This window comes from Lentzea aerocolonigenes, assembly GCF_000955955.1.
GTDB classification, from domain to species: Bacteria; Actinomycetota; Actinomycetes; order Mycobacteriales; family Pseudonocardiaceae; genus Lentzea; species Lentzea aerocolonigenes_A.
In genome coordinates, this window is the sequence record NZ_JYJG01000372.1 from 1 (window position 1) to 24,493 (window position 24,493).

27 protein-coding genes are annotated in these 24,493 nt (G+C 67.2%); 21 read left to right on the top strand and 6 right to left on the bottom strand.

The window, feature by feature from the left end; genetic code table 11:
- Positions 1-73: 73 nt before the first annotated feature.
- Both UK23_RS38800 and UK23_RS38805 read right to left on the bottom strand, forming a co-directional pair.
- A complete protein-coding gene (locus UK23_RS38800) occupies positions 74-1,156 on the bottom strand; it encodes a glycerophosphodiester phosphodiesterase (RefSeq protein ID WP_082115324.1) in 1,083 nt (360 codons plus the stop codon).
- 84 nt (positions 1,157-1,240) lie between these two features.
- Complete coding sequence (locus UK23_RS38805) at positions 1,241-2,803, bottom strand: Na+/H+ antiporter (RefSeq protein ID WP_045316779.1); 1,563 nt, start codon at positions 2,801-2,803, stop codon at positions 1,241-1,243.
- Between the two features lie 28 nt (positions 2,804-2,831).
- On the opposite strand from UK23_RS38805, the gene UK23_RS38810 reads away from it, so the two are divergent.
- From UK23_RS38810 to UK23_RS38830, 5 genes are all read left to right on the top strand, one after another.
- Positions 2,832-3,092 (top strand): UBP-type zinc finger domain-containing protein, encoded by a 261-nt coding sequence (locus UK23_RS38810; RefSeq protein WP_045316780.1) that lies wholly within the window; start codon positions 2,832-2,834, stop codon positions 3,090-3,092.
- A gap of 113 nt (positions 3,093-3,205) precedes the next feature.
- Entirely contained in the window at positions 3,206-5,095 is a 1,890-nt protein-coding gene (locus tag UK23_RS38815; RefSeq protein ID WP_052685433.1) for a TRAP transporter permease, read from the top strand.
- Positions 5,085-6,062 carry a TAXI family TRAP transporter solute-binding subunit gene (locus UK23_RS38820; RefSeq protein ID WP_045316799.1) on the top strand — a complete coding sequence of 326 codons (978 nt, stop codon included), beginning with the start codon at positions 5,085-5,087 and terminating at the stop codon, positions 6,060-6,062. The genes UK23_RS38815 and UK23_RS38820 overlap by 11 nt, the downstream gene beginning before the upstream one ends.
- A 16-nt stretch (positions 6,063-6,078) precedes the next feature.
- On the top strand, positions 6,079-7,335 hold the full coding sequence (gene purD / locus UK23_RS38825; RefSeq protein ID WP_045316782.1) for a phosphoribosylamine--glycine ligase: 1,257 nt from the start codon (positions 6,079-6,081) through the stop codon (positions 7,333-7,335).
- On the top strand, positions 7,332-8,240 hold the full coding sequence (locus UK23_RS38830; protein WP_045316783.1) for an ADP-ribosylglycohydrolase family protein: 909 nt from the start codon (positions 7,332-7,334) through the stop codon (positions 8,238-8,240). Before purD ends, UK23_RS38830 begins: the two co-directional genes overlap by 4 nt.
- On the opposite strand, the gene UK23_RS38835 is transcribed toward UK23_RS38830, so the two are convergent.
- A complete protein-coding gene (locus tag UK23_RS38835) occupies positions 8,230-9,078 on the bottom strand; it encodes an AraC family transcriptional regulator (RefSeq protein ID WP_045316800.1) in 849 nt (282 codons plus the stop codon). The two genes, UK23_RS38830 and UK23_RS38835, sit on opposite strands and share 11 nt — an antisense overlap.
- 49 nt (positions 9,079-9,127) lie before the next feature.
- A complete protein-coding gene (locus tag UK23_RS38840; protein ID WP_156213703.1) occupies positions 9,128-10,453 on the bottom strand; it encodes a hypothetical protein in 1,326 nt (441 codons plus the stop codon).
- 207 nt (positions 10,454-10,660) lie between these two features.
- Here UK23_RS38840 and UK23_RS38845 point away from each other — a divergent pair, with 207 nt between their 5' ends.
- The 9 genes from UK23_RS38845 (at position 10,661) to UK23_RS38885 (ending at position 17,398) form a co-directional block, all read left to right on the top strand.
- On the top strand, positions 10,661-11,110 hold the full coding sequence (locus UK23_RS38845) for a hypothetical protein (protein ID WP_045316785.1): 450 nt from the start codon (positions 10,661-10,663) through the stop codon (positions 11,108-11,110).
- A gap of 26 nt (positions 11,111-11,136) precedes the next feature.
- Positions 11,137-11,706 carry a DUF3558 domain-containing protein gene (locus tag UK23_RS38850; protein WP_231114874.1) on the top strand — a complete coding sequence of 190 codons (570 nt, stop codon included), beginning with the start codon at positions 11,137-11,139 and terminating at the stop codon, positions 11,704-11,706.
- 9 nt (positions 11,707-11,715) lie between these two features.
- Complete coding sequence (locus UK23_RS49335; protein ID WP_052685431.1) at positions 11,716-12,990, top strand: hypothetical protein; 1,275 nt, start codon at positions 11,716-11,718, stop codon at positions 12,988-12,990.
- Between the two features lie 22 nt (positions 12,991-13,012).
- Positions 13,013-13,750: an ESX secretion-associated protein EspG gene (locus UK23_RS38860; protein ID WP_231114875.1), complete on the top strand. Its 738-nt coding sequence runs from the start codon at positions 13,013-13,015 to the stop codon at positions 13,748-13,750.
- A 101-nt stretch (positions 13,751-13,851) separates the two neighbouring features.
- The gene (locus UK23_RS38865) at positions 13,852-14,151 is read left to right on the top strand and encodes a hypothetical protein (RefSeq protein WP_052685432.1); all 300 of its coding nucleotides are present in this window, start codon (positions 13,852-13,854) and stop codon (positions 14,149-14,151) included.
- A 1-nt stretch (position 14,152) separates the two neighbouring features.
- Positions 14,153-15,316, top strand: coding sequence for a transglycosylase SLT domain-containing protein (locus UK23_RS38870; RefSeq protein WP_045316789.1), 1,164 nt, complete (start codon positions 14,153-14,155; stop codon positions 15,314-15,316).
- Between the two features lie 20 nt (positions 15,317-15,336).
- Positions 15,337-16,467, top strand: a complete 1,131-nt coding sequence (locus UK23_RS38875; protein ID WP_045316790.1) for a pyridoxal phosphate-dependent aminotransferase — start codon at positions 15,337-15,339, stop codon at positions 16,465-16,467.
- Between the two features lie 16 nt (positions 16,468-16,483).
- Positions 16,484-16,633 (top strand): hypothetical protein, encoded by a 150-nt coding sequence (locus tag UK23_RS53200; protein ID WP_030465871.1) that lies wholly within the window; start codon positions 16,484-16,486, stop codon positions 16,631-16,633.
- Between the two features lie 39 nt (positions 16,634-16,672).
- Entirely contained in the window at positions 16,673-17,398 is a 726-nt protein-coding gene (locus tag UK23_RS38885) for a potassium channel family protein (protein ID WP_082115326.1), read from the top strand.
- On the opposite strand, the gene UK23_RS38890 is transcribed toward UK23_RS38885, so the two are convergent.
- Together UK23_RS38890 and UK23_RS38895 are read right to left on the bottom strand one after the other, a co-directional pair.
- Entirely contained in the window at positions 17,342-17,938 is a 597-nt protein-coding gene (locus UK23_RS38890) for an HAD-IA family hydrolase (protein WP_045316792.1), read from the bottom strand. The genes UK23_RS38885 and UK23_RS38890 overlap by 57 nt on opposite strands.
- Position 17,939: 1 nt before the next feature.
- A complete protein-coding gene (locus UK23_RS38895; protein WP_419503919.1) occupies positions 17,940-18,881 on the bottom strand; it encodes a threonine aldolase family protein in 942 nt (313 codons plus the stop codon).
- Between the two features lie 183 nt (positions 18,882-19,064).
- On the opposite strand from UK23_RS38895, the gene UK23_RS38900 reads away from it, so the two are divergent.
- From UK23_RS38900 to UK23_RS38930, 7 genes are read left to right on the top strand one after another with little or no spacing between them, the layout of a single operon-like run.
- A complete protein-coding gene (locus UK23_RS38900) occupies positions 19,065-19,583 on the top strand; it encodes a SigE family RNA polymerase sigma factor (protein WP_045316793.1) in 519 nt (172 codons plus the stop codon).
- A 29-nt stretch (positions 19,584-19,612) separates the two neighbouring features.
- Positions 19,613-20,287, top strand: coding sequence for a hypothetical protein (locus UK23_RS38905; protein ID WP_045316794.1), 675 nt, complete (start codon positions 19,613-19,615; stop codon positions 20,285-20,287).
- Between the two features lie 27 nt (positions 20,288-20,314).
- Positions 20,315-20,899: a TetR/AcrR family transcriptional regulator gene (locus UK23_RS38910; protein WP_045316795.1), complete on the top strand. Its 585-nt coding sequence runs from the start codon at positions 20,315-20,317 to the stop codon at positions 20,897-20,899.
- A gap of 57 nt (positions 20,900-20,956) precedes the next feature.
- Positions 20,957-21,490: a SigE family RNA polymerase sigma factor gene (locus UK23_RS38915; RefSeq protein WP_045316796.1), complete on the top strand. Its 534-nt coding sequence runs from the start codon at positions 20,957-20,959 to the stop codon at positions 21,488-21,490.
- Positions 21,487-22,257 carry a hypothetical protein gene (locus UK23_RS38920; protein WP_045316797.1) on the top strand — a complete coding sequence of 257 codons (771 nt, stop codon included), beginning with the start codon at positions 21,487-21,489 and terminating at the stop codon, positions 22,255-22,257. The genes UK23_RS38915 and UK23_RS38920 overlap by 4 nt, the downstream gene beginning before the upstream one ends.
- A 25-nt stretch (positions 22,258-22,282) precedes the next feature.
- A complete protein-coding gene (purB, locus tag UK23_RS38925) occupies positions 22,283-23,701 on the top strand; it encodes an adenylosuccinate lyase (protein WP_045316798.1) in 1,419 nt (472 codons plus the stop codon).
- On the top strand, positions 23,698-24,492 hold the full coding sequence (locus tag UK23_RS38930; RefSeq protein ID WP_082115327.1) for an MOSC domain-containing protein: 795 nt from the start codon (positions 23,698-23,700) through the stop codon (positions 24,490-24,492). The genes purB and UK23_RS38930 overlap by 4 nt, the downstream gene beginning before the upstream one ends.
- The last annotated feature ends 1 nt before the right edge of the window (position 24,493 follow it).

The window sequence follows — 24,493 nt, forward strand, 5'->3', positions numbered from 1 at the left end:
GGGGCCGGCACCACGATGCACCCGTCTGACCACCGAAATACGGGGCAAAGGCGGCCGCCCGCGGCACTGGTGCTCAGCGCTTGACCTTGGCTTCGATGGCCGTGTCGGGGTTGTCCGCGAACACGCCGTCGAGACCGGTCTTGTAGAACAGGTCGTACTCCTCGAAGGCCCGGCCGTACGCGGCCGGGTCGGCCGAGGACCGGAAGTCCGCGGGCAGGAACGAGTTCTCGTTGCGGAACGTCCAGGAGTGCACGATCAGGCCGACCTTGTGCGCATCCTTGACGAGGCTGGTCGGCTGCTTGAGGTAGCCGGCCGCGTCGCGCGGGATGATCAGGTCCTTGGTGACGCCCACGCCGTCCGCGTACGACCGCACGTCACGCAGCCCGGCCGGCGTGACCAGGTCGGCGTAGGTGCGCTTGTCACCGGCGACGATGAAGTCGTACGGCGCACCGGAACCGTTGACCAGCTGGACCAGCGGCACGCGCAGCGACTTGTTGAGCTGCTTGAGGTTCGCGACCTCGAACGACTGCACGTAGACCTTGGCGTTGCGGCGGTTGAGGCCGTTGTGGTTCAACGCGTCGACGAGCTTCGGTTCCAGCGCGAGACCGATCGACTGGAAGTACGTCGGGTGCTTGGTCTCGGGGTAGATGCCGATCTCGCGGTGCAGCTCGCGCGACAGGCGCTTGGAGAGGTCGATGACCTCCTGGAACGTCGGGATCTCGAACCGGCCGTCGTAGAGCGTGTTGCGCGGGCGGATCGCCGGGATGCGTTCCTTGGCGCGCAACGTTTTCAGCTCGGCGAGCGTGAAGTCCTCGGTGAACCAGCCGGTGATCGGGGTGCCGTCGATGACCTTGGTCTTCTGGCGGTCGTTGAACTGCGGCTTCGTCGAGACGTCGGTCGTGCCGCCGATCTCGTTCTCGTGCCGGGCGACCAGCTTGCCGTCCTTGGTCGAGACCAGGTCCGGCTCGATGAAGTCGGCACCCATGCGAGCGGCGAGCTCGTAGGACGCGAGCGTGTGCTCGGGCCGGTACGCCGACGCGCCGCGGTGCCCGATGACGATCGGACCCTTGTCGTCGTGTGCGGAGGCGGAGGGCAGGGACGCCACCACCGCACCCGCGAACACGAGGACTACGGCGGTTAGACCTCTCCGATACATCGTTCGACCTCCCGTTTCGTCTTGAGAGCGCACCCAAGCATCGCAACACGAAAAGCAGGTGAACGGTTACTCACGAGGCTGTGTCTATTCACGTGACAGGGCGGCTTCCTCCAAGTCCAGCTCGCGCAGCACGCGGAAGAGGACCTCGTCGTCGATCTCACCGGCGTCGCGGGCCTTGATGAACTCGTCACGCTCCGCGCTCAGCATCACCCTGCGCAGCCTGCGGTACGCAGCCGCCGGACTCTCCTCCTCCTGCCGCCCGAGCCGTTCCCACGCGGCGTTGCCCCGGTGCTCCGCCAGCGACCGCAACTGGTCCGCGACGTGCTCGGGAACGTCCGCGATCTCCTGGTCCAGCCGGTTGACCGCCGCCTGCGCCGCGCGGTGCTGGATCTGCGCCTCGGCCAGTGCGTCCTTGCGTGCGTCGTCGCCCTCGAAGCCGATCTTGTTGATCACCCACGGCAACGTCGTGCCCTGCAGCAGCAAGGTCGCGACCGTCACGACGAACGCGCAGAACAGGATGATGCTCCGTCCCGGAACTTCTTGCGGAATCGCGGCCGCGGCGGCGAGGGTCACCACACCGCGCATGCCCGCCCACGCGATCACCGTGACCTGACCGAGGTGCGGCCAGCGTTCCCGCTCGCGCATGCGTTTGGACAGGAACATCGGGATGTACGTGGCCGGGTACATCCAGACGAACCGCGCGAGGATCGTGGCCAGCAGCACGGCACCGGCACCCAGCAGCAGGCTCGTGTTCAGGTCGACGTCGGCGATGATCGCCGAGACCTGCAGCCCGATGAGCGCGAAGACGAACGACTCCAGCAGTGCGTCCGCCGACCGCCAGACAGCCGCGTCCTGCAGTCGCGTCGAGTACTTGCCTCGCGGCGAGTGGTGGCCGACGTAGAGACCCGCGACGACGACGGCGAGAACCCCGGAGAACTGGATGTCGAACGCGTGCAGGCCCTCTTCCGCGAGCAGGTATGCGCCGAACGGCACGAGCAGCCCGAGCGCGCTCTCCAGCACGCCCTCGCAAAGCCGTTTGCGCAGGAACCTGACCGCCACGCCGACGATGAGGCCGACCGCGATGCCGCCGACCGTGATGTATAGGAACATCCAGACGCTCGCGACCGGGTGCATGGCCGTGCCGACCGTGGCCGCCACCGCGACCTTGAACGCCGTGAGCGCCGTGGCGTCGTTGATCAGGCTCTCGCCGACCAGCAGGGTCATCGCCCGGCGTTGCAGCCCGAGCTTGCGTCCGATCGCGACCGCGGCGACCGCATCCGGCGGGGCGACCACGGCGCCGAGGACCAGTGCCGCGGCGAACGGGAGGTCCGGGAAGACGAGCTTCGCCGTTACGCCCACCGCGAACGTCGTGAACAGCACCAGCCCGACCGCGAGCAGGCCGATCGGCCGCAGGTTCGCACGGATGTTGAGGTACGAGCTGTCCAGCGCGGCGCTGTAGAGCAGCGGCGGAAGGACCAGGACCAGGATCAAGTGGGGATCGAGCTCGAACTCCGGCACCCCCGGGATGAACGAGACCACGAGTCCGACCGCGACCAGCACCAGGGGCGCCGACCAGTTCAGGCGGCGCGCGATGGAGGTGACGACCAACGCTCCGAGGAGCAGCAGCAGTAGTTCAGGCCCGACCATGCGTTCATTCTGCGTAAAGATGGAACGCATGACCTGTTCGCACGTGGGAGCGCTGCCCGCAGCGGTGGCGCCGGAGTCGACCGAGGGCTGTGTCGACTGTCTCGCTCTGGGTGAGCGCAACTGGGCTCACCTGCGGATGTGCCTGTCCTGCGGGCACGTGGCGTGCTGCGACTCGAGCCCGCATCGGCACGCGACCGCGCACTTCGGTGCGTCCCAGCATCCGGTCATGCGCTCGTTCGAGCCGGGCGAGGACTGGCGCTGGTGCTATGTGGACAGTGCCATCGTCTGAGGACTTTGCAGTCTCTTTGGATTGATGACCTGCCGGTGTGATCCCGGCCACCGTACGGTCGGTTCGTGGCCAACCCCGACCTCGCCCGCATCGTCGCGGAGCACGACGAGGAGATGCCGTCGCGCCCGCTCTCACCCAGGTGGGAGCGAGCGCTGTGGATCGCGGGCCTGCTGATCGCACTGCTGGTGCTCAAGCAGGTCTTCTTCCCGTTCGCCAAGGGAAGCCAGTACTACCTGATCATCTTCCTGGCGGTGACGCTGCCGCTGGTCTTCCTGTCGTACGGCCGAGGGCACACGCCTCCCTGGTGGGACTGGGTGCTGGCGTTGCTGACCTTCGTCGTCGGCGCCTATCCGCTGTTCGGGGGCTTTGACGAGTTCCTGAACCGGCAGGGCCAGCTCACGACGCTGGACGTGATCGCAGGCGCGGTGCTGCTCGTGCTGATCCTGGAGGCGTGCCGGCGCACGACCGGCTGGGTGCTTCCGGTGGTCTGCCTGGCGTTCATCGCCTACGCCTACTACGGCGGGTTCCTGCCGCCGTCGTGGTCGATCTCGCACTCCGGCGTCGACTTCTCGCAGATCATCAACGGGTTCTTCAACGACGCCAGCGGGTTCTACGGGACGCCGCTGGACGTCGCGGCGACCTACATCGTGCTGTTCACGATCTACGGCGCGGTGTTGAACGCTTCTGGTGCCGGGAAGTTCTTCGTCGACGTCAGCTTCGCCGCGTTCCGGAAGTCGCGGACCGCGCCTGGGCGTACTGCTGCGACCGCGGGCTTCCTGCTGGGCACGGTGTCGGGTTCGGGCACGGCGACGACGGTGTCGTTGGGCGCTGTGACGTGGCCGATGCTGCAGAAAGCCGGGTATCCCAAGGAGAACGCGGGTGGGCTGCTCGCGGCGTCCGGCATCGGGGCGATCCTGTCGCCGCCGACGCTGGGCGCTGCCGCGTTCATCATCGCCGAGTACCTGCAGGTGTCGTACCTGTCGGTGCTGATCTGGGCGATCATCCCGACGCTGCTCTACTACCTGGGCATCGCGCTCGCCGTCGAAGCCGACGCGCGGCGGTTCGGAGCGCAGCCGGTGGACGTGGACGCGCCGCGGTTCTGGGACGTGCTGAAGCTCGGCTGGTACCACTTCCTGTCGCTCGGGATCATCATCGTGTTCCTGGCCCTGGACATCCCGGTCTACCGCGCCGTCGTGTACGCGACGGGCGTGGCGGCGTTGTTCGCGTTGATCAACCACCGGCGTGACTGGTTCCGGCTGATCGCCGACGCGCTGTCCGTCGGTGTGCGGTCGGCGTTCCCGGTGATCGCGGTGTGTGCGGCGGCTGGTGTGGTCACGTCGACGATCACCAAGACCGGGCTGGGGCAAGCGCTTGCGGGGTCGTTGGTCGACCTGGCTTCCGCGGTTTCCTCCGAGCCCGTCGTGGTGCTGATGCTGACGGCGGTGTTGGCGGCCATCGCGGTGTCGGTGCTCGGTCTGGCCGTGCCGGTGACGGCGTCGTTCATCATCTCGTGGGTCGTCATCGGGCCGGCGTTGATCACTCTGGGCGTGGAGCCGGCCGAGACCGCGATGTTCATCTTCTACTACGCGGTGTTGTCCGAGGTGACGCCGCCGACCGCGTTGGCTGCCGTGGCTGCTGCCGCGCTGACCGGTGGCGATGTCATGAAGACGATGTGGCAGACGTGGAAGTACACGTTGCCCGCGTTCCTCGTGCCGTTGGCGTTCGTGCTGACGGACAACGGCGCCGGCCTGCTGTTGCGCGGGCCGTTGCTGGACTCGGTGTGGACGTTCGGTGCGTCCGCCCTGGGGGTAGCCGCTCTTGCCGTGCTGACGGGCGGCTGGTTGTTCGGTCCCGCGCGCTGGCCGGAGCGCGTGTTGTGCGCGCCGGCCGCGTTGTTCCTGCTCTACCTGCAGCCGTTGACGATCGCCATCGGGGCCGGGTTCCTCGTGGTGGCCGTGGCGGTCCACCTGGTCACTCGTGGGAGGGTTCGTGATGCTGCGTAAGTACGCGATCGGTGCGATCGCTTTGGCGCTGGCGGTTTCCGGGTGTGGCGGCAAACGCACGCCCACGACGCCGGACGCGTCGGGTGGCGGTGCGTCGTGCGAGGCGTCGGACGGGCGGATCACGATCGCGACCGGCAACTCCGGTGGCGTGTACTTCGTGGTCGGCGGCGGGCTCGCGAAGCTGATCTCCGACAACTCGAAGCTGAAGGCCTCCTCTGCCGAGACCGGCGCGTCGGTGCAGAACATCCAGCAGCTCGTCTCCGGCACGTACGACATCGCGTTCTCGCTGGCCGACACGGCCGCCGACGCGGTGAACGGCACCGGGGCGTTCAACGGCAAGAAGGAGAAGATCGCGGCGCTGTCGCGGATCTACCCGAACTACACGCAGGTGCTCGTGCGAGCCGACTCCGGGATCAACTCGGTGGCGGACATGAAGGGCAAGCGGATCTCGACCGGCTCGCCGAAGTCCGGTACCGAGGTGATCGCGGGTCGTCTGCTGAAGTCGGCCGGCCTGAACATCGACTCGGACGTGTCGGCCCAGCGGCTGGACCTGACCAAGACCGCGGACGGGATGAAGGACGGCAGCATCGACGGGCTGATCTGGTCCGGTGGGCTGCCGACGCCGCAGATCACCGACATCACGACGTCGATGAAGGACCGGGTGAAGTTCATCGACATCACGCCGTTGCTGCCGGAGATGAAGAAGATCAGCCCGGTCTACGACAAGGCGCAGATCCCGGCGGCGACCTACGGGGTGGCCGAGGTGCCCACGATCGTCGTGCCGAACCTGCTGCTCGTTCGTGAGGACTTCGCGGCCAACAACGCGTGCGCGGTGACCAAGCTGATCTTCGACAAGAAGTCCGACCTGGAGAAGGTGCACCCGGCCGTGAAGGACATCTCCAAGGACAAGGCATCGGCCACCGATCCCGTCCCGCTGCACCCTGGAGCGAAGCAGGCGCTCGGCTGAACTACGCTGGGGCATCGTGCGCGTCCTGGTCATCGGGTCTGGAGCCCGTGAGCATGCCCTTGTCCTCGCGTTGTCGCGCGACCCGCAGCTGACTGCTTTGGCGTGCGCGCCGGGCAACGCAGGCATCGCGGGCCACGCCGAGCTCTACGACGTGGACGTCGCAGATGCTTCGGCGGTCGCCGCTCTCGCCAAGGAGTGGAAGGCCGACCTCGTCGTCATCGGCCCCGAACAACCGCTGGTCGTCGGGGCCGCTGACGCGGTCCGCGAGTTGGGGATCCCCTGCTTCGGGCCGTCTCGTGCGGCTGCCCGGATCGAGGGCTCCAAGGCGTTCGCCAAGGACGTCATGAACGCGGCGGGGGTGCCGACGGCCCACAGCGAGGTCGTGGACAACCCGGCCCGTCTGGACGCCGCTCTGGGGCGTTTCGGCCCGACGTGGGTGGTGAAGGACGACGGTCTGGCCGCGGGCAAGGGCGTCGTGGTGACGTCGGACCTGGCTTTGGCCCGTGCGCACGCGATGACGTTGCTCGACGGCGGGCACCCGGTGCTGCTGGAGTCCTTCCTGGACGGACCCGAGGTGTCGCTGTTCTGCGTCACCGACGGTGTGTCCGTGGTGCCGTTGATCCCGGCGCAGGACTTCAAGCGCGTGGCTGACGGGGACCACGGCCCGAACACCGGCGGCATGGGTGCTTACGCGCCGCTGCCGTGGGCACCTGAGGGCCTGGTATCTGAAATTGTTTCACGTTGTGTGCAGCCGGTGGTCGACGAGCTGCGCGCGCGGGAGACGCCGTTCGTCGGCCTGCTGTACGCGGGTCTTGCGCTGACGTCCAACGGCGTGCAGGTGATCGAGTTCAACTGCCGCTTCGGTGACCCGGAGACGCAGTCGGTGCTGGCGCTGCTGAAGTCGCCGATCTCCGCTCTGTTCCTGGCTGCGTCGACCGGTTCGCTCGGAGATCTGCCTGCTCTGGAGTGGGAGAACGGCTACGCGGTGACCGTCGTCGTGGCCGCCGAGGGCTACCCGAACCGGCCGCGCACGGGCGACGTGATCTCCGGCGCCGAGGCCGAGGGCGTCCTGCACGCGGGCACGCGCCGCCGTGAAGATGGCGCGGTGGTCTCCGCCGGCGGCCGCGTGCTGTCGGTCGTGGGCACCGGCAAGTCGCTGTCGAAGGCTCGCGAGCGCGCCTACAAGCGCGTCGCGGACATCCACCTCACCGGCTCGCACCACCGCTCCGACATCGCGCTGAAGGCGGTCGACGGCACCATCACGGTGCCGTGAGCCTGCTCGGCTCGCTGCTGGGTGGCGCGGTCGGCGACGCTCTCGGCGCGCCGATCGAGTTCTCGTCGATCGACGTGATCAGGCGTGCGCACGGCTCTTCGGGTGTCGTTGATCTGCCTGTTCTGGAGATCACCGACGACACCCAGATGACGCTGTTCACGTTGGAAGGCCTTGTGCTGGCCCGGCAGTTCGGTGTGGACCCTGTTCTGGCTGTGCGCGCGGCTTATGGCCGTTGGCTGCACACGCAGGGCGGTCCACTGGTCGCTTCGGACGGCTGGCTGATGGCCGAACAGCGCCTGCATTCTCGTCGCGCGCCTGGCCACACGTGCATCTCGGCCTTGAAGCACAACGAGAAGAACAACTCCAAGGGCTGCGGCGGTGTGATGCGCGCCGCCCCCGTCGCCGTGTGGTCCTCGGACGTGCGCGAGGTCTTCTCACTGGCGGCGGAAACGGCGCGCATCACTCACCACCACCCGAGCGGCTACCTGTCCGCGGGCGTGCTGGCAGTGATCGTGCAGGAGTTGTTGCGTGGAGCGGACCTGCTTTCGGCCGTCGCTGTTTCGCGTGCCGAACTGGTCCGCTGGGACGGCCACGAGGAGCAGACCACGTTGCTGGACAAGGTGGTTTCGCTCGGACCTTTGACGCCGGAGGAGATCGAGTCCTCTTTGGGCGGCGGCTGGGTGGGCGAAGAAGCCCTGGCCATCGGCCTGCACGCCGCTCTCGTCGGTGCGGACTTTCCTTCTGCTCTTCGCCTCGCCGTCAATCACTCAGGCGACTCGGACTCCACCGGCTCGATCTGCGGCAACATCCTGGGCGCCCGCGACGGCGTGTCCGTGATTCCTTCTTCCTGGCTTTCCGTGCTGGAACTGCGAGACGTGATCGAACGCCTGGCCCTCAGCTGGTGACGGGAACCCACAGCTCGGCTTTGGCCTGATCCCCGTCGATCTGCGTTCGCAACATCGACGGCCCCTCGACGCTCTGGTAGTTGTTGGACGGGAACCACTGCGCGTACACATCCCGCCACATGTACTGAATGGTCTCGGGATAGGGCCCTTCCGCGGTGAACACGGCCCAGGTGTTCTCGGGGACTTCCAGCGCTTCCAGGTCGTCCGGCGCTTCTCGGCTCGTCACCACCCCCTGGAAGTAGTCGAGCTGATCCCCCTCCTCAACCCCTTCCTGGTTGTAGGTCAAGGCGAGCATCCCTTCCGGCTCGCCGTCGCTGAGCTGCTTGATGCGCTCCAGCGTCGGCATCCCGATGCCCTTCACGAACTCGACGATCGCGGGGTTCATCCCCAAGTGCACCAACGGCACCCGCGTCCCGCGCCCGACGACCTTGAACGCTTCCTTGTTGACGATCCGGTACTCCATGCTCGTGCTCCCTTCGACAACCAGCCTGAACGTGAGAATCTGCTGCGACTGCAACGGCTTGTTCCGCGTGCGAGCCTCCTGCGGCCCGACGCCGTGCATGGCCTTGAACGCCCGCGCGAAGGCCTCGTTGGACCCGTAACCCCACCTGACAGCGATGTCGAGGAGCGAGTCCTGTCCACTGAGGACTTCGCTCGCCGCCCTCGTGAGCTTCCTGCGCCGGACGTACTCGCTGAGCGGAATGCCCGCGAGCGCACTGAACATCCGGCGCAGGTGGTACTCACTCGTGCCCGCGATCCGCGCGAGCAGCTTGACGTCGACCTCGCCCTCGAGATCGGCCTCGATGCGAGCCATGGCTTCGTTGAGTCGTTCCAGCACGTCCACAACGCTATGGGCTTCGTCGTCGGCGCACCCGACTTCCTGTGCCCTATCCGATCGCCTTCCGCACCTCGTCGACCATCCGCTTGGCGACAGGCGTGAACACCTCGTTGTACTGCTTGGGGTCGTCCGGAGCCCAGTTGCCGAACCCGGTGAGCCGCACCTGGGTGCGTCCCGCGACGAACGACATCGTCGGCGAGTCGCCCACTCGGTAGCTGCACGTCGCGAAGTCGCCGATCTTCTCGTTCGTCAACACGGCTTCCCCGAACACCTTGCGCGACGGCGAGTTGGGATCGCAGTCATGCGCGTTCCGGACCGCCATCTCGGCGTCCCGGTACGTCTCCAGCTCGACCATCAACGCCTTGCCGTCACTGCGGGACTTGGCGTTGTACCATTCGGGCGAGAGCCGCCGGCAGTCCTGTTGGTTCGAGTAGTAGTAATGCGTCTCGTTCTTGTCGTTGACGAACTTCTTCATGCCCTCCCGCTCGCGGAAGTTCGCCTCCGCGATGCCGGAGTCCTTGCTCTGCGTCAGCTCCTGGAACAGTTCGGCGCTCAGGATGTCGCAGGCGCTCGGCACCTTCTCGTACCGTCCGGTGTGCACGTGTGTCGTCAGGCCTTGCGGCCCTCTGCTCAGGTTCTGGGCGACCAGTTCGAGCAGCTTCATGAAGGCGGCCTTGTGGTCGGTGATGTCCTTGACGTCGGACATTGTCGAGGCGCCCACGATTGCCTGAGTCTTGCCGTCATTCGTGGTGATCCGCGCATCGAAGCTGTCCGGCTTCAACCCGGGAGACATCGCGGTCCTGAGTCCGCCGACCGTGAGAAGCGTGTCGTCTTTGATCGCGCGGTCCGCCGGCAGAAGGCTGTTGAACGGTCGCTGGTAGATGGAAACGGTGATCCGCTCCATCCGGTTCTCGATCATCGGCTCGTACATGCAGACCGAGATCGGGTCCAGCTCGTCCTTGATGGTGGCCTCGGCCGTGGGCACCGATCGGGACAGGTAGGTCTGGTTGTGCCAGCCGTGTGCGGCGTCCTTGAAGCCCAGCTCCTCGACCGCTGACACGGGCAGGACCGTGCAGGCGTCGAACACAGCCACATCGCCGTACTTGGTGACCTCGCCGACCTTCTGCCCGATCACCGAGGTGTCTGCTGGACCGGGCGCCTGCTCCATCGCCGCCGCAGGCTCGTGGTCACCTTTGACGAGGATCACGGCGGTGACGCCTCCACCGACCAGGACCAGCGCTCCCAAGATCGCCGTGATGATCAACCCGGTGCGCTTCTTCCGCGGCGGCGGTATCTGTTGCGGCGGGTACTGCTGAAACGGATAGGGCTGCTGATACGGCTGTTGCGGCCGGTAAGGCTGCTGTGGCCCGTGCACGTGTTCCCCCAGGTGGTCGCGTGTGCCGTCCTCCCCCAGTCGCGGAAGCTACCGGAATCGACCGCTGGCGCCAGCGGAAACGAAACCGAGGGTGACGTGGAACCAACAAGGGGTGGTCTTCGTCCAACCACAGGTGCGTCTTACGCGGGCGTTGGTAGCCTGCGAAGCGGGACCGAACCGTTACCAACCGTACGGGGGTAGGACGTCGTGACACAGGAGAACGCGGGGGCGGATGCCGTTCTCGGTGCCGCAGCGGGACTGGCTGGTGGCGCGGTCGCGGGGGCCGTGGCTTCGTTCAAGGCTGCGTCGTCGATCATGGACAGAATCTCCTCGGGCCCGTCGAATCAGCAGTTCCACGTCGAAAAGGACACCGTCCTGCAGGCGGGCAAGGTCATCCACGATCAGTGGCTGTTCCTTCAGGAAAAGTACAGTGAGGTCCTTCCGAAGCTGCGGATCGTCACGATGGACGGCAAGGTCACCTCAGACGTGGTCACTGCGTGGAACGACCGGCTCCTGTTTCATGATGACTCCTACGCCAACCGGATCCTGGCTTATCTGAAGGCTCTTGAGAGTCTTTCTGACCAGTTGAAGACGTCGGCTCAGCAGTACGGCTTCACCGACGAAGAGATCATGACGAGCTTCAGGCCGAAAGCGTGACGATGCGTATCTCCAAGCTAGCAGCCGTGGCTGTCTTTGCGGTGACCCTATCGGCCTGCACGGTGGGTGGAGAAAAGGGAACTCCCACTCCCACGCCGCCATCAACCGGCTCGTCCGATGGCTCCGACTCCTCGAGCAAGTTGCCGAAACGTCCGGCGAGCCTGAAGCTGGACTCGGTGGACACTTGCAAGCTGCTCACCGCAGATCAGATGAAGCAGCTCGACACGCTTGCGAGCAAGCCCGAACAGCTGGATCTCGTCGATGGCCAGAAATCGCCCGCCTGCCACTATTCGAACGCGGGTCGCTTCACCTATGCGGTAGGTGCTGTGACTCACAAAGGCGCTTCTTACTGGCTCGAAGGTAGCGGAACCGTATCTGGTAGCGTGATCAAAGTCGCTGATTATGGCGCCGTTAAGGTGGAGTTCGTCGGTGGCAGCGGAATTGACTGCTCTATTGCGATTGATGTCGCCGAGGGGCAGCAGTTGATGGTCAGTTACATTCCGGCCACGACTGGCGAAAAAGATCAGACGGTGCTTTGTGGTAAGGCCGAGAAGGCCGCAGGCCTCGCGCTCTCGACGCTCAAGACATTGAAGTGAGGGGGAGCTATGTCGGGTTATCGGCAGCTCAATGACTGGAACTTCGAGGGTTGGTCCAACCAGGATCTCGCGAACGAGGTCCAGAAGCTCTCAGGCAGCACGATCGCTTCGAGGTTCGGCGAAGCGTCCGCGGCACTGCGCGATCTCGCCAACACCCTGGAGTCCGTGGACAAGACGATCCAGGGCGAGCTCAAGAAGCTCAAGATCGACTGGGGCGGCGCCGCCGGCGAGAAGAGCCACGAGAAGACGGACGTCGTGGCCGCAGGCATCGACAACAGCAGCCAGGCGTCGAACCAGAACTCCCAGGCGATGGCGCAGCAGGGCGAGAGCACCAGCACCGCCCGCTACAGCACGCCTCCCGAGCAGAACCTGCGCGGCGACTCCGAGCAGAACTGGAAAGACAAGGTCGGCAGCGTCGTCGGGATTGAGACCGACCACGCCAAGGAAGTCGAGGCGACCAACCGCGCCCGTCAGCAGGCCATCGACAGTCTGAACGGCTATGTCGCCGGCAGCCAGAATTCGTTGAACGGCTTCCGCGCGCCCGACAAGGCCCCGGACATCGTGGTGACCAGCGGCGCCGTCGTGACGCCGGTCGGACCTCCCGTGGGCACGCCTCACACCGGCATCCCGGGAACCCCTGGCAGCCCCGGCTTCCCCGGCGGTCCAGGCTTCACCGGCACCCCCGGCACCCCGGTCGGTCCCACCCCGGGCATCCCCGGCAACACCACGGGCATCCTCCCCGGCACCACCCCGACCCCGCTGGCGGGCGGCCCGGGCTTCCCCAAGCCGTTCCCGTCCGTACTCCCGGCCGGCATCGCAGCGGCAGGCGCGGCGGCCACGGGCATCGCGGCCACGGCAGGTACCGCGAAGGGTGCTCAGGTGGTCGGCGGCGGACGTGGCCCGAGCCAGGCACCCAAGACACCCATCGCGCCCACCGGGCCGAAGGGTGCGCCAAGCACCATCGGTGCAGGTGGCGGCAAGGGTGGACCGGGTGCTCCCGGTGGTCCTGGGGCAGCGGGCAAGGGGCCTGGCGGCGCCATGACGCCTGGTTCGGCGGCTGGCGTCGGCCCCGAAGGCAACCGGCCTGGCGCCACGCCCGGTAAGGGTGGAGCAGCCGGCGGCAAGTCCGGGTCGCTCATGTCTCCTGCGGCCGGTGCGGCCAAGGGTGAGGGCGAGGAGGACGGCGAGCACGTGCGCAAGTACGGCGTCGACTCCGATGATGTGTTCGGCGACGAACGCATGGTGGTGCAGTCCGTCATCGGCGAAGACCCGAAGGACCAGTAATCCCTTGAGCTCACCAGGTTCTGTGGTTTTGTCCACAGTGGAGTTCGCCGTGGTCTGGGAGGCGCAGCGCCTCCCGGCCGCGCACGTCGCGCTCGACACGCGGATTCCCTCCATCACCCACACCGAGAAGGCCGAGGTGGTGAAGCGGGCCTGGGAGTCACTCGAATCACGCGGCCTGGCGAACAACGGCCGGGTCGTGCCTGAGCTGGCCGACGGGTTTGCGCTGCTGGCCAACGCGAACATGTCGATCGACCTGTGGATCTGGGCCGACCGGCAGATCAGCGGGCTGGCGGCGGCCATTGGCGACGAGGCGATCCTGGCTGTGCAGGATCGCGACGAGATGTGGTTGATCGAGGCGCGCGGGACGGCGCTCGCCGAAGCGGCGGTCTCCGTCGCCGGCGAGATGCCCGCCGGGTTCGGGCGCTCGATCAGCCTGCCGTACGAGGAGCTCGTCAAGGCCGCCAAGGACGTCGGGACGGACGCGCAGAGACTCATCACCATGCTGGAGCGGCAGGGGATGCGGCTCGGTGACGCGCAGGAGCTGGCCGGGATGCTCGACGGCACGTCCACGCGCGGGCAGTTCGGGGTGCAGCGCAACGGACAGCGTGCGAAGAGGGTGGTCTCCTTCCACGACACGCACAACGGGCGGTATCTGCGGCAGCTCAAGCCCAGCAGTGACGGGCGGCAGTGGTGCACGATCACGCCCGTCGACAACCATCGGCTCGCCGCGGCCGTTTGGGAGCTCCTGCAAGAGGTCTGAGTGGAACGTCCGCGACAACCCCTGCGTCCAATCACCCGGCCGAGCAGAGCAATTCGTTCTAAGGTCGGCGGTAGACGTTTAGGGGGTAGGCGCGGATGGCTGTGGCGAAGTACAACACCGAGGCCATGGAACAGTGCCGGACAACCGTGAGCAGCCAGGCCGGACAATTCGGCGCGATCGGTGACGGCTTTTCCAATCAGTACGGCAATCCGGACATTTTCGGAAAACTCGGCGCTTCCGGTGCTGTCGCCGGCGCGGTGACGGCGATGGACCAGGCCGGGACGCAGGAGTTCGAGGCGGCCGAGAAAGTGCTGCGCAAGGTCGAGACCGCGCTCGACGCGATCCAGACCAACGTCACGGACACCGACGACGCCGCCAAGAACTCGCTGAAGGCGGTCTGACATGAGCGCGATGGACGAGGTCGCGGGGCTGCCCGGCGGGGCTGAGCTGGCCGCGCTCGCTGACAAGATCGAGACCGCGCAACCGCAGGCCGTGCGCGACATCGCCAACCGCTGGAAGCAGGCGGCCGGCAAGTGCGGCGACCAGTCGAACGCCCTGCAGAAGTCGGTGAGCCAGCTCGACGGCGCCTGGGAGGGCAAGTCGGCGGACGGTTTCGTCGCCTACATGGCGAACGTCACGAAGGCCGGCACGTCGATGACGGACGGGCTCAACGGCGCCGCGGCCGACCTGGAGGCGGCCGCGAACGCGTTGGAGACCGCCAAGACCCAGCTGACGACCATCTGCGAGAACGTGCTGAGCCGCGCGCGGCAGGCCCGCCAGCAGCTGCACGGCCAGCCGCAGGAGGACATCGACAGCGTCATCCGCAGCTACTGCGCCGAGGGCGCCAGCGACGCCAAACCCGTTATCTCCCAAGCGGAAAGCGCCGTGAACGCCGCCGCAGGAACCCTCAAAGGCCGTCCGGGCGCGCTCGCACCGAAGTTCTCGTCCATTGAGGACCCGAACACCCAGTCCTTCACGCCCGCGCCGGGCAAACCGGTCGAGTGGGCCCCGGCCCCGCCGCCAGACGACTCGACCAAGCAGTCCTCTTCGGACACTCCGCCCCAGCAGCAACAACCGGCCCCCTCCCAGCACCACGGTGGCGGCGGTGGCGGTGGCGGCAGCGAATCCGGCGGTGGAGGCGGTGGCGGCGGCGGTGGTGGCGGCGGCATGGGCCCCAGCGGCGGCCCGCCGTCGGGCAGCCCTCCTCCCGGCAACGTCCAGGAGTGGATCAAAGAGGCCATCAAGATCCTGCAGGCCAACGGCATCCCGGTCACCGACGACAACATCGACGAGATCTGGGCGATCATCGAGAAGGAGTCGAGCGGCAACCCGCACGCCATCAACCTGTGGGACTCGAACTACCAGGCGGGCCACCCGTCCAAGGGCCTGATGCAGTGCATCGACTCGACGTTCAACGCCCACAAGCTGCCCGGCCACGACGACATCTGGAACCCGGTCGACAACATCATCGCCGGCGTCCGGTACACGTTCTCGCGCTACGGCGGCTTCGAAGGCCACCCAGGCCTCAAGGCGATGGCTCACGGCGGTGGCTACCAGGGCTACTGACCAGCGGTTAGCCTGTCGGCATGCTGACCGTGGCCGCCCGCGCCGACGTACCGCCCTTCCACGTCATGGACGTGCTTTCCGCTGCCGCACAACGGCAGCGGACGCACGGCGACGTGATCTCGCTGGCCGCCGGGCAGCCGTCCAGCCCGGCGCCCAAGCCGGTCAGAGACGCTGCCGCTAGGGCCTTGAACGACCACGCGCTGGGCTACACCGAACAGCTCGGCATCCCAGAGCTGCGCAGCGCCATCGCAGGGCACTACAAGCGCCAGTACGACCTCGACGTGACCGCGGACGACGTGGTGGTCACGACGGGGTCGTCCGGCGCCTTCACGCTGGCGTTCCTCGCCGCGTTCGACGCCGGTGACAAGGTCGCCCTGGCCCGGCCCGGCTACCCCGCCTACCGCAACATCCTGAAGGCACTGGGATGCGAGGTCGTCGAGCTGCCGTGCGGCCCGGAAACCCGCTTCCAGCCCACGGTCGAGATGCTCACCCCTGACCTCAAGGGCGTGATCGTCGCCAGCCCGGCCAACCCGACCGGGACCACGGTCGACGTCGGCCCGATCGCGCGGTGGTGCGAGAGCAACGGCGTCCAGCTGGTCAGCGACGAGATCTACCACGGCATCAGCTACGGCGAACCGCTGCACTGCGCCTGGGAGACCTCGAAAGAAGCCGTCGTCGTCAACTCGTTCTCGAAGGCATTCGCGATGACGGGCTGGCGGCTCGGCTGGATGCTGCTCCCGGAGCGGCTCAGGAGAGCAGTCGACTGCCTGACCGGCAATTTCACGCTGTGCCCGCCCGCATTGGCGCAATACGCCGCAGTCGAGGCATTTCACGAAGACGCCTACGCGGAAACGGCACTGCACCTGAAAAGGTACAAAACCAACCGAGACATCCTCCTCGAAGGCCTGACGAACCTCGGTATCGACAAGCTCGCCCCGGCAGACGGCGCCTTCTACGTCTACGCGGACGTCCGGCACCTCACCGATGACTCGATGGAGTTCTGCCGCCGGTTCCTCGACGACACGGGCGTCGCGATCGTCCCCGGCATCGACTTCGACCCCGTCGACGGGCACCACTTCGTGCGGATGTCGTTCGCCGGTGCAACACAGGACATCGATGAAGCGTTGAACCGTCTGAAGGCATGGCTGTAGAAGGGGAGGGGCAACCATGTGGGCGATCATCGGCTGGCTGGTGGCGATCTGGATCGTGCTCGCCGTCGTCGGAGCCGTCGTGAAGGGTCTTTTCTGGCTCGCTGTGATTGGAGGACTACTCCTCGCAGGCACAGCCGCTTACGGTGCGATCAAATCCAGGCGGTAGCCCCTGGTCTAAATGCCGCACACCACTCACCATGAAGCGGTGTTGCAGTCCAACGAGGCCCGCCTGGAGCGGTGGGAGCGAAAGGTCGAGTGGCCCCTGACGGCACTCGCCGTGCTGTTCCTCGTCGCGTACGCGTGGCAGGTCTTCGACGACCACGGGGTGATGCACTTCTCGTTGGAGATCGTGTTGTGGCTGGTCTGGGCCGTGTTCGCGGCCGACTACGTCACCAGGTTCACGCTCGCCAACAACAAGTTCTGGTTCTTCAAAACCCACCTCTTCGACCTCGCCGCGGTCGTTCTGCCGATGGTCAGGCAACTGCGGGTCCTCAGGCTGATCACCGTCATAACGCTGCTCAACAAGAAGTTCCAGCACAAAATCCGGCAACGCGTGAGCATTTATGTCGCGGGCGTGACGGTGATCGTCGCTTTTTGCGCGAGCCTCGGGGTGCTGGACGCGGAAAGGCACGCGGAAAACGCGAGCATCACCACGTTCGGCGACGCGCTGTGGTGGACGCTCACGACCATGTCGACGGTCGGCTACGGCGACCGGTACCCCGTGACCGCCGAGGGCCGGCTGGTCGCGGGCCTGCTCATGGTCGGTGGCATCGCGCTGCTCGGTGTCATCACCGGAACGATCGCCAGCTGGCTCGTGGAGAAGCTGCGCGGTGTCGAGGAGGCAGAGCTCGAAACCGTGCAGGAGCTCCGGAAACTACGCGCCGAGCTCGCCGAACTCCGCGCGGAGCTCAACACGCGCAGCGGCGGCTGACGTCCACAGCCGCGCGTCCCACCCGGCGATCAAAGCCCCTTCGACGTTCGAGGCGCGGTCGTCGAAGAAGATCAGGTCGGACGAACCGACGACGGTCTCGACGTGGTGCCAGATCGCGGCATCCGGCTTGGCGAAACCGAGATCGCCGGAGAAGACCAGGTGCCGGAAGTGCTTGGCCCACGGCACCTTCTCGGCCAGCCGCGCGAACGTCGACGGCGCGTTCGACAGCAACGCCAGCGGCACGCCCAAGGTGTCCAGATCATCAAGCAGCGCAACGGTTTCCGCCACCGGCTCGTCCAGCCAGCCCGCGTTGTCCAGCGCGGTCATCTCGCGCACTTCAGCGTCATCCAACGACAACCCGAGCGACGCCCCGATCAACCCCCAGTAGTCCGCGTCCGACCCGCCGCGGTCGTAGGCGTCCCGGTCCCAGTACGCGGATTCGAACTGCTCCACCGACACACCGAGCCGCGCGGCCATCGCGGGGATCGCCGGGTTCCGCTGGCTGATGACCTCGCCGAAGTCGAACACGATCCAGCGCATCTCAGGCGTCCTCTCGTATGCGGCGCAGCACCTCGGCGATGTCGGACGAGTCGACGTCGCGGTGCATCACGAACCGAACCTTGCCGGACATCGGACTGGCGAAAACCCCGACCTCGCGCAACGACACCAGTGTTTTGTCCAGGTCCGGCACCGACGCCAGCACGATGTTCGTCGCAGGCTCGGCAACGTCCCAGCCCAGCGAACGCAGCCCGGCAGCCAGCGCAGCAGCGTTCGTATGATCAGCAGCCAGGCGATCGATGCGGTCCAGCGCGACGAGACCGGCCGCCGCCAGCACCCCGCCCTGCCGAACCCCGCCGCCGAGCATCTTCCGCACGCGCCGAGCCTCGACCACGAAGGAGGCAGAGCCGGCCACCACGGACCCGACCGGCGCCCCGAGTCCCTTCGACAGGCACACCTGCACGGTGTCGGCCCCGGCAGCGAGATCGGCAGGCGACACCCCGAGAGCCACCGACGCGTTCCACAACCGGGCCCCGTCGAGGTGCACGGCCAGCCCGACAGACCGAGCTGCAGACACCAGAAGAGCGTGCTCATCAACCGTGGTCACCGTGCCACCGGACGCGTTGTGCGTGTTCTCCAAGCACAACAACGTGGTGTTCAACCCGTAGTAGGGAGACTCGCCACCACCAGCGGCGACCACGGCTTCCGGAGTCACCGGAGCAAGCGCGTGCGGCATCCCGCCCGCCAGCCAGGCAGCGGTACCGAGCTCGGCGTCCAGCACGTGCGCGCCGAGCGGAGCCAGGAACCGGTCACCGCGGCGGAGGTGCAGGAACAACGCGATGAGGTTGCCCATGGAGCCGGAGGGAACCCAGAGAGCGGCTTCGACACCGAGAAGCGCCGCAACCCGCTCCTCAAGCCGAGCCATGGTCGGGTCGTGGTCCAGCACGTCGTCGCCGACCTCGGCCGACGCCATCGCGCGGCGCATCTCCTCGTCCGGCTGGGTGACGGTGTCCGAGCGCAGGTCGATGGGGGTCACGACCCCGATCACATCACATCCGGTGAACGACCGAGGGGGTGATGTAGCTCTCGCCGATGGTTCGTGCAACCGTTGTTGCCTCAGATTCCGTCCCGTCAGTGCAACTCGAGGAACGAGCGGAGAGCAGTCCGCGTGGATCAGCGCGACGAGCAGGAGTTCGCGGAGTACTTCGTGGCTCGCCGTGAGGCCGTGCGCCGAACGGCATACCTGCTGTGCGGCGACTGGCACCGCGCTGACGACTTCGCGCAGACAGCGTTCGTGGCGGTGCACAGGAGGTGGCGGAAGATCCGGGACAAGCAGGCTCTCGACGCCTATGTGCGGCGCACGCTGGTGCGCGCGGTGATCGACGAGTCGCGCCGTCCGTGGCGGCGCGAGAAATTCACCGACGAGCTGCCCGAGTCGCCGACGACGGACAACGAGATCGGCGAGACGGTCGCGACGCGCGAGGCGTTGATGAAAGGCCTGCGCAGAGTCCCGCCCAGGCAACGAGCCGTGCTCGTGCTGAGGTTCCTCGAGGGCCTCGACGTGACGGCCACGGCCGAGGTGCTGAAGTGCTCGGAAGGAACTGTGAAAAGTCAGACCGCACGCGGGCTGACCGCGCTGCGGGAAGCTCTTGGCGACGCCATCGACGATTTGCGACCGGCGTCGTGAACGTCGTGACCAGCGAGAGGAGGACGTAGATGGACGAGCAGAAGCTCGCGGACCTGTTCCGCGACGCCGCGCACGACGCACCACCGGCGTCCTTCGACGCGGGCGACGTCCGCACGGCTTCGCGACGCGCCACGCTTCGCAGGCGCAACTCCATCGCCGCCGGCACTACGCTGGCCGTGGTGCTCGGCTTCGGTGGTGTGATGGCGGGTGCCGGCTGGTTCGGCACGAGCAACACCGCCGACAACGCGGGTCCGGGTCAGCAGGTGGCAGCACCGCAGACCGAGCTGAAGGCCCCGCAGCAGCAACAAGCTCAACCGAACTTCCCTGGCGACATGTCCACGCAGGGGGACATGTCCACGCCGGGAAGCACCGGCCCCTCGGCCGGTGAACGCGCAGTGCAGGGCTGCGTGGAGGTGGACCGAGAGCTCGCCGACGCCCTCGCCGGAGAGCTTTCGGTCTCACCGGGTTCCGCGGTGCCCCCCACCGTGACCTGCTCGCCGGACTCGCGTTCGGCCTCGTTCAAGATCGACGGGCTGACGGTCACCGCGATCGTCACGCCGCAGTCGTTCGAACCTCCGGACGGCGCGCTCACCGAGAAGAAGCCGACGGCGAGCGGGCAGGAGCTTTACGTGTTCACCCAGGGCGACGGCCAGTTCAAGGGCAAGGCCAAGCCCATCGCGGACGCACTGGCCCCCAGGTTCTGATCAGCCGCCCAGTACTCTGGCGCGACTATGACGGCAGCAACCCCCAAGGGTGAGCGCAGGAGGCAGGCGCTCGTCGAGGCCGCGTCCGAACTGCTCGTGGAGGGCGGGTTCGACGCGGTCAGGCACCGCGCGGTCGCCGAACGCGCAGGTCTGCCGCTCGCCTCGACGACGTACTACTTCGACTCGCTCGACGAGCTGATCACCGCGGCGGTGGAGTTCCACGGTCGCACGGAGCTGGCGAGCTGCCGTGCGCGCCTGACGGAACTGTCTCAGGGGCTGGCCGACGACGACGTGCTGATCGAGCTGATCCTCGACCTGCTCATCGGTCAGGACGTCACCGACACCGAGACGATGCTGCTGCGCTACGAACGCCTCGTCGCTACCGGCCGCCGCCCCTACCTGCGGCCGTTGATGCGGGTGCTGTCCACGGAGCTGCACGCGCTGATCGCCGACATCTTCGCCCGCTCCGGCCGGGACGTCGCGCCGGACCGGGTCGAGGAGCTGATCGCGCTGGTCGACGGCTCGGTGGTCAACTCGTTCATCGAGCTCAAGTCGGATCCGCGCGGTGTCGCGGCCAGGATGCTCCGAACGGCCCTTTCGCGTCACGAGTGATGCAACCTCGCGTTCCTCTGATGCGTTCCCCTGGTTGAGGACGTGAGAGGGGAACGCATGCGCAAGGCCGATGAACAGGGCTTTCGCGAATTCGCGGCAGCCAATGCCGCGTCTTTGCGACGTACTGCGTACCTCTTTTGTGGCGACTGGCACACAGCAGAAGACCTGATGCAGTCGAGCCTGATGAAGATGTACATGGCCTGGAAGCGCATCAAGGACCTCGACAACCTGATCGCCTACGCCCGCAAGGTGCTGCTGCGCACCTGGCTGGACGAGAAGCGCAGGCCGTGGCGCAGAGCCGAGCAGCGCGACGGGGAGCTGCCGGACGCCGCCGATGCCACCTCCGATCCCGACACGACCAGCGCGAAGCTCTGGGCCCGTGAGCTCGTGCACACCGCGTTGCTGCAGGTGCCGCCGAGGCAACGAGCGGTGCTGGTGCTGCGTTATTTCGAAGACCTGTCGGTCGCCGAGGTGGCGGTGGCCATGGGTTGCACCGAGGGAACGGTCAAGAGCCAGACGGCGCGCGGCCTCGCGACGTTGCGCGCCATCGTGGAGAAGCTCGACAGCAGTTCGGGGAGGGTCGCGTCGTGAGTGAGCAGGAGATCCGCGAGGGCATGCTGCTGGCCGTCTGGGACGAGCCGCCGCTCGACTTCGACCCGGACACGCTGATGAGGCGGGTCGAGCAGAAAAAAAGTCGCCGACGAGCGCTGGTCGCTGTGGGCGTGGCTACGGCGATGATCGCCGTGGTGTCGCTGGCGCTGCCCGGCCTGTTGCCTCGTGACCGGGACGGTCAGCTCGGCTCCGACGGCCAGACGAACTCGTCGGCGCCCCCGACCGAGGCCTACGAGAAGAAGCTCCAGCGGACCGGCGACGCGGTGGCGGAGAAGCTCGCGCTGACCATGCCGAACCTGAAGGAGGTCTACGCGGACTTCCGCCAGGGTGGCTTCAGCTACAACATGCCGAACATGTCGTCGGCGCCTCCGTCGGGTCAGCCGCGGAAGTCGAACGAGCCCCAGTTCACCGGCTACCTGTTCCTGACGGACGAGATCGGGCCGACCTCGCTGCGCCTCGAAGGCGCCAAGATCGAGCTCTCCACGAAGAACTTCTGCTCGGGTGCGGTCACGTGCCGGGAAGTGCCGCAGAAGGACGGGTCGGTCGTCACGGAGGCCGAGTTCACCGACGGGAGCCCGGACATCACCCACTCCGAGGTGGTGCGCAGCTTCCCGAGCGGGTTCCACGTGCGGATCGCGAGCTACAGCTACAACCCCGCGTCCGGCAGCGGTCTGCGCCAGACCGTGCCCGTGCGCGTGGGAGTGCTCACAACGCTGGTCACGGACCCAAAGGTGGACTGGGAGTGAGCACGACTTGCACTAATCTGGCCAGGTGACCAAGCCGCGCATCACCAACGTCCTCGCAGGTCGCTACGCCTCCACGTCGCTCGCGACGCTCTGGTCGGCCGAGCACAAGATCGTGCTGGAGCGCCAGCTGTGGCTCGCCGTGCTGCGCGCCCAGGCGGCTGCGGGCATCGACGTGCCGGCCGGTGCGGTCGCCGACTACGAGCGCGTGCTGGAGCGGGTCGACCTGGAGTCGATCGCGGCGCGTGAGCGGGTCACGCGGCACGACGTGAAGGCGCGCATCGAGGAGTTCAACGCGCTGGCGGGCCACGAGCAGGTCCACAAGGGCATGACCTCGCGCGACCTGACCGAGAACGTCGAGCAGCTGCAGGTGCTGCGGTCGCTCGAGCTGATCCGGTCCAAGGTCGCGGCCGTGCTCGGGCGGCTGGCGCGGCTCGCGGCCGAGCACTCAGACCTGGTCATGGCCGGTCGTTCGCACAACGTGGCGGCACAGGCCACGACGCTGGGCAAGCGGTTCGCGACCGGGGCGGACGAGCTGCTGGTGGCGTTCTCGCGGCTGGACGAGCTGATCTCGCGGTACCCGTTGCGCGGCATCAAGGGCCCGGTCGGCACCGCCCAGGACATGCTCGACCTGCTCGGCTCGCCGGAGAAGCTGGACGAGTTGGAGCGCACGGTCGCCGGCCACCTCGGCTTCGAGCGCGTGCTGACGTCGGTCGGCCAGGTCTACCCGCGCTCGCTCGACTTCGACGTGGTGTCCACGCTCGTGCAGCTCGCCGCGGCGCCGTCGTCGGTGGCGAAGACGATCAGGCTCATGGCGGGCCACGAGCTGGTGACCGAGGGCTTCAAGCCCGGCCAGGTCGGGTCGTCCGCCATGCCGCACAAGATGAACACCCGCTCGTGCGAGCGCGTGAACGGTTTCGCCGTGATCCTGCGCGGTTACCTGTCGATGGTCGGCGAGCTGGCCGGCGATCAGTGGAACGAGGGCGACGTGTCGTGCTCGGTGGTTCGCCGGGTCGCGCTGCCGGACGCGTTCTTCGCGTTCGACGGGCTGCTGGAGACTTTCCTGACGGTGCTGGACGAGTTCGGCGCGTACCCGGCCGTGGTCGCGCGGGAGCTGGACCGGTACCTGCCGTTCCTCGGCACGACGAAGGTGCTGATGGCGGCCGTGCGCGCAGGCGTCGGCCGGGAGACCGCGCACGAGGCCATCAAGGAGAACGCGGTGGCCGTGGCGCTGGCGATGCGCGAGCAGGGGCTGGCCGAGAACGACCTGCTGGACCGCCTGGCCGCGGATGAGCGCCTGCCGCTCGACCGGGCTGCTCTGGACGCGCTGCTGGCCGACCGCCTGTCGTTCACGGGCGTGGCGTCGGCGCAGGTCGCGTCGATCGTCGAGCAGGTCGCCGCGGTGGTCGACAAGTACCCGGCCTACGAGCCGGAGCCGATTCTGTGATCGTTTCCAGCCTGCACGTCTATCCGATCAAGGGCTGCGGCGGGTACTCCGTCGCGGCCTCTCCGGTCGACCTCACGGGGTTGCGCGGCGATCGGATGCTGATGCTGGTCGACGACGACGGCGTCTTCCTGTCGCAGCGCAAAGTTCCGGCGATGGCCGCGCTGCGCCCGTACCTCACGGACGCCGCGTTGTTCCACGGTGGACAGTCGTTCCCGATCATCGTTGACGGGCCGCGGGTTCCGGTCGTCGTGCACAAGTGGCAGGGCACCGGGATCGATCAGGGGGACGACGCCGCCGCGGCTTTCTCCGACTCGCTCGGGATGTCCGTACGACTCGTGCGGACGCCTCCTGACCTGCGCCGGGAGTCGGGCGGCCAGGCCGCGGGCCTGGTTGGGTACGCGGACGCGCACGCGTTGCTGATGATCTCCTTGTCCTCTTTGGACGGCCTGAACGAGCGGATCCTCGAACGCGGCGCCGAACCGGTGCCGATGAACCGGTTCCGCCCCAACATCGTCGTGTCCGGCTGGCCTGAACCGCACACCGAGGACCGGGTGCGGCGCGCGGTGATCGGTGACGTGGAACTGGGATACGCCAAGGACTGCGTGCGGTGTGCCGTGCCGATGGTCGACCAGGAGACCGGTCTGAAAGACGGCCCGGAGCCGACGCGCACGCTGGCGACCTACCGGCGTGACCCGGACGGCGGTGTGATCTTCGGGATGAAGGCGGCCGTCGTCGGCACCGGGACCATGGCGGTCGGCGACAAGATCGACGTGCTGGAGTGGGCCGTCTAGA

Excerpts from the sequence above, each read along its gene's own strand:
- UK23_RS38800 (WP_082115324.1), bottom strand. The coding sequence starts at position 1,156 with ATGTATCGGAGAGGTCTAACCGCCGTAGTCCTCGTGTTCGCGGGTGCG.
- UK23_RS38805 (WP_045316779.1), bottom strand. The coding sequence starts at position 2,803 with ATGGTCGGGCCTGAACTACTGCTGCTGCTCCTCGGAGCGTTGGTCGTC.
- UK23_RS38810 (WP_045316780.1), top strand. The coding sequence starts at position 2,832 with ATGACCTGTTCGCACGTGGGAGCGCTGCCCGCAGCGGTGGCGCCGGAG.
- UK23_RS38815 (WP_052685433.1), top strand. The coding sequence starts at position 3,206 with ATGCCGTCGCGCCCGCTCTCACCCAGGTGGGAGCGAGCGCTGTGGATC.
- UK23_RS38820 (WP_045316799.1), top strand. The coding sequence starts at position 5,085 with ATGCTGCGTAAGTACGCGATCGGTGCGATCGCTTTGGCGCTGGCGGTT.
- UK23_RS49335 (WP_052685431.1), top strand. The coding sequence starts at position 11,716 with ATGTCGGGTTATCGGCAGCTCAATGACTGGAACTTCGAGGGTTGGTCC.
- UK23_RS38870 (WP_045316789.1), top strand. The coding sequence starts at position 14,153 with ATGAGCGCGATGGACGAGGTCGCGGGGCTGCCCGGCGGGGCTGAGCTG.
- UK23_RS38875 (WP_045316790.1), top strand. The coding sequence starts at position 15,337 with ATGCTGACCGTGGCCGCCCGCGCCGACGTACCGCCCTTCCACGTCATG.
- UK23_RS53200 (WP_030465871.1), top strand. The coding sequence starts at position 16,484 with ATGTGGGCGATCATCGGCTGGCTGGTGGCGATCTGGATCGTGCTCGCC.
- UK23_RS38890 (WP_045316792.1), bottom strand. The coding sequence starts at position 17,938 with ATGCGCTGGATCGTGTTCGACTTCGGCGAGGTCATCAGCCAGCGGAAC.
- UK23_RS38895 (WP_419503919.1), bottom strand. The coding sequence starts at position 18,881 with ATGCGCCGCGCGATGGCGTCGGCCGAGGTCGGCGACGACGTGCTGGAC.
- UK23_RS38905 (WP_045316794.1), top strand. The coding sequence starts at position 19,613 with ATGGACGAGCAGAAGCTCGCGGACCTGTTCCGCGACGCCGCGCACGAC.
- UK23_RS38910 (WP_045316795.1), top strand. The coding sequence starts at position 20,315 with ATGACGGCAGCAACCCCCAAGGGTGAGCGCAGGAGGCAGGCGCTCGTC.
- UK23_RS38915 (WP_045316796.1), top strand. The coding sequence starts at position 20,957 with ATGCGCAAGGCCGATGAACAGGGCTTTCGCGAATTCGCGGCAGCCAAT.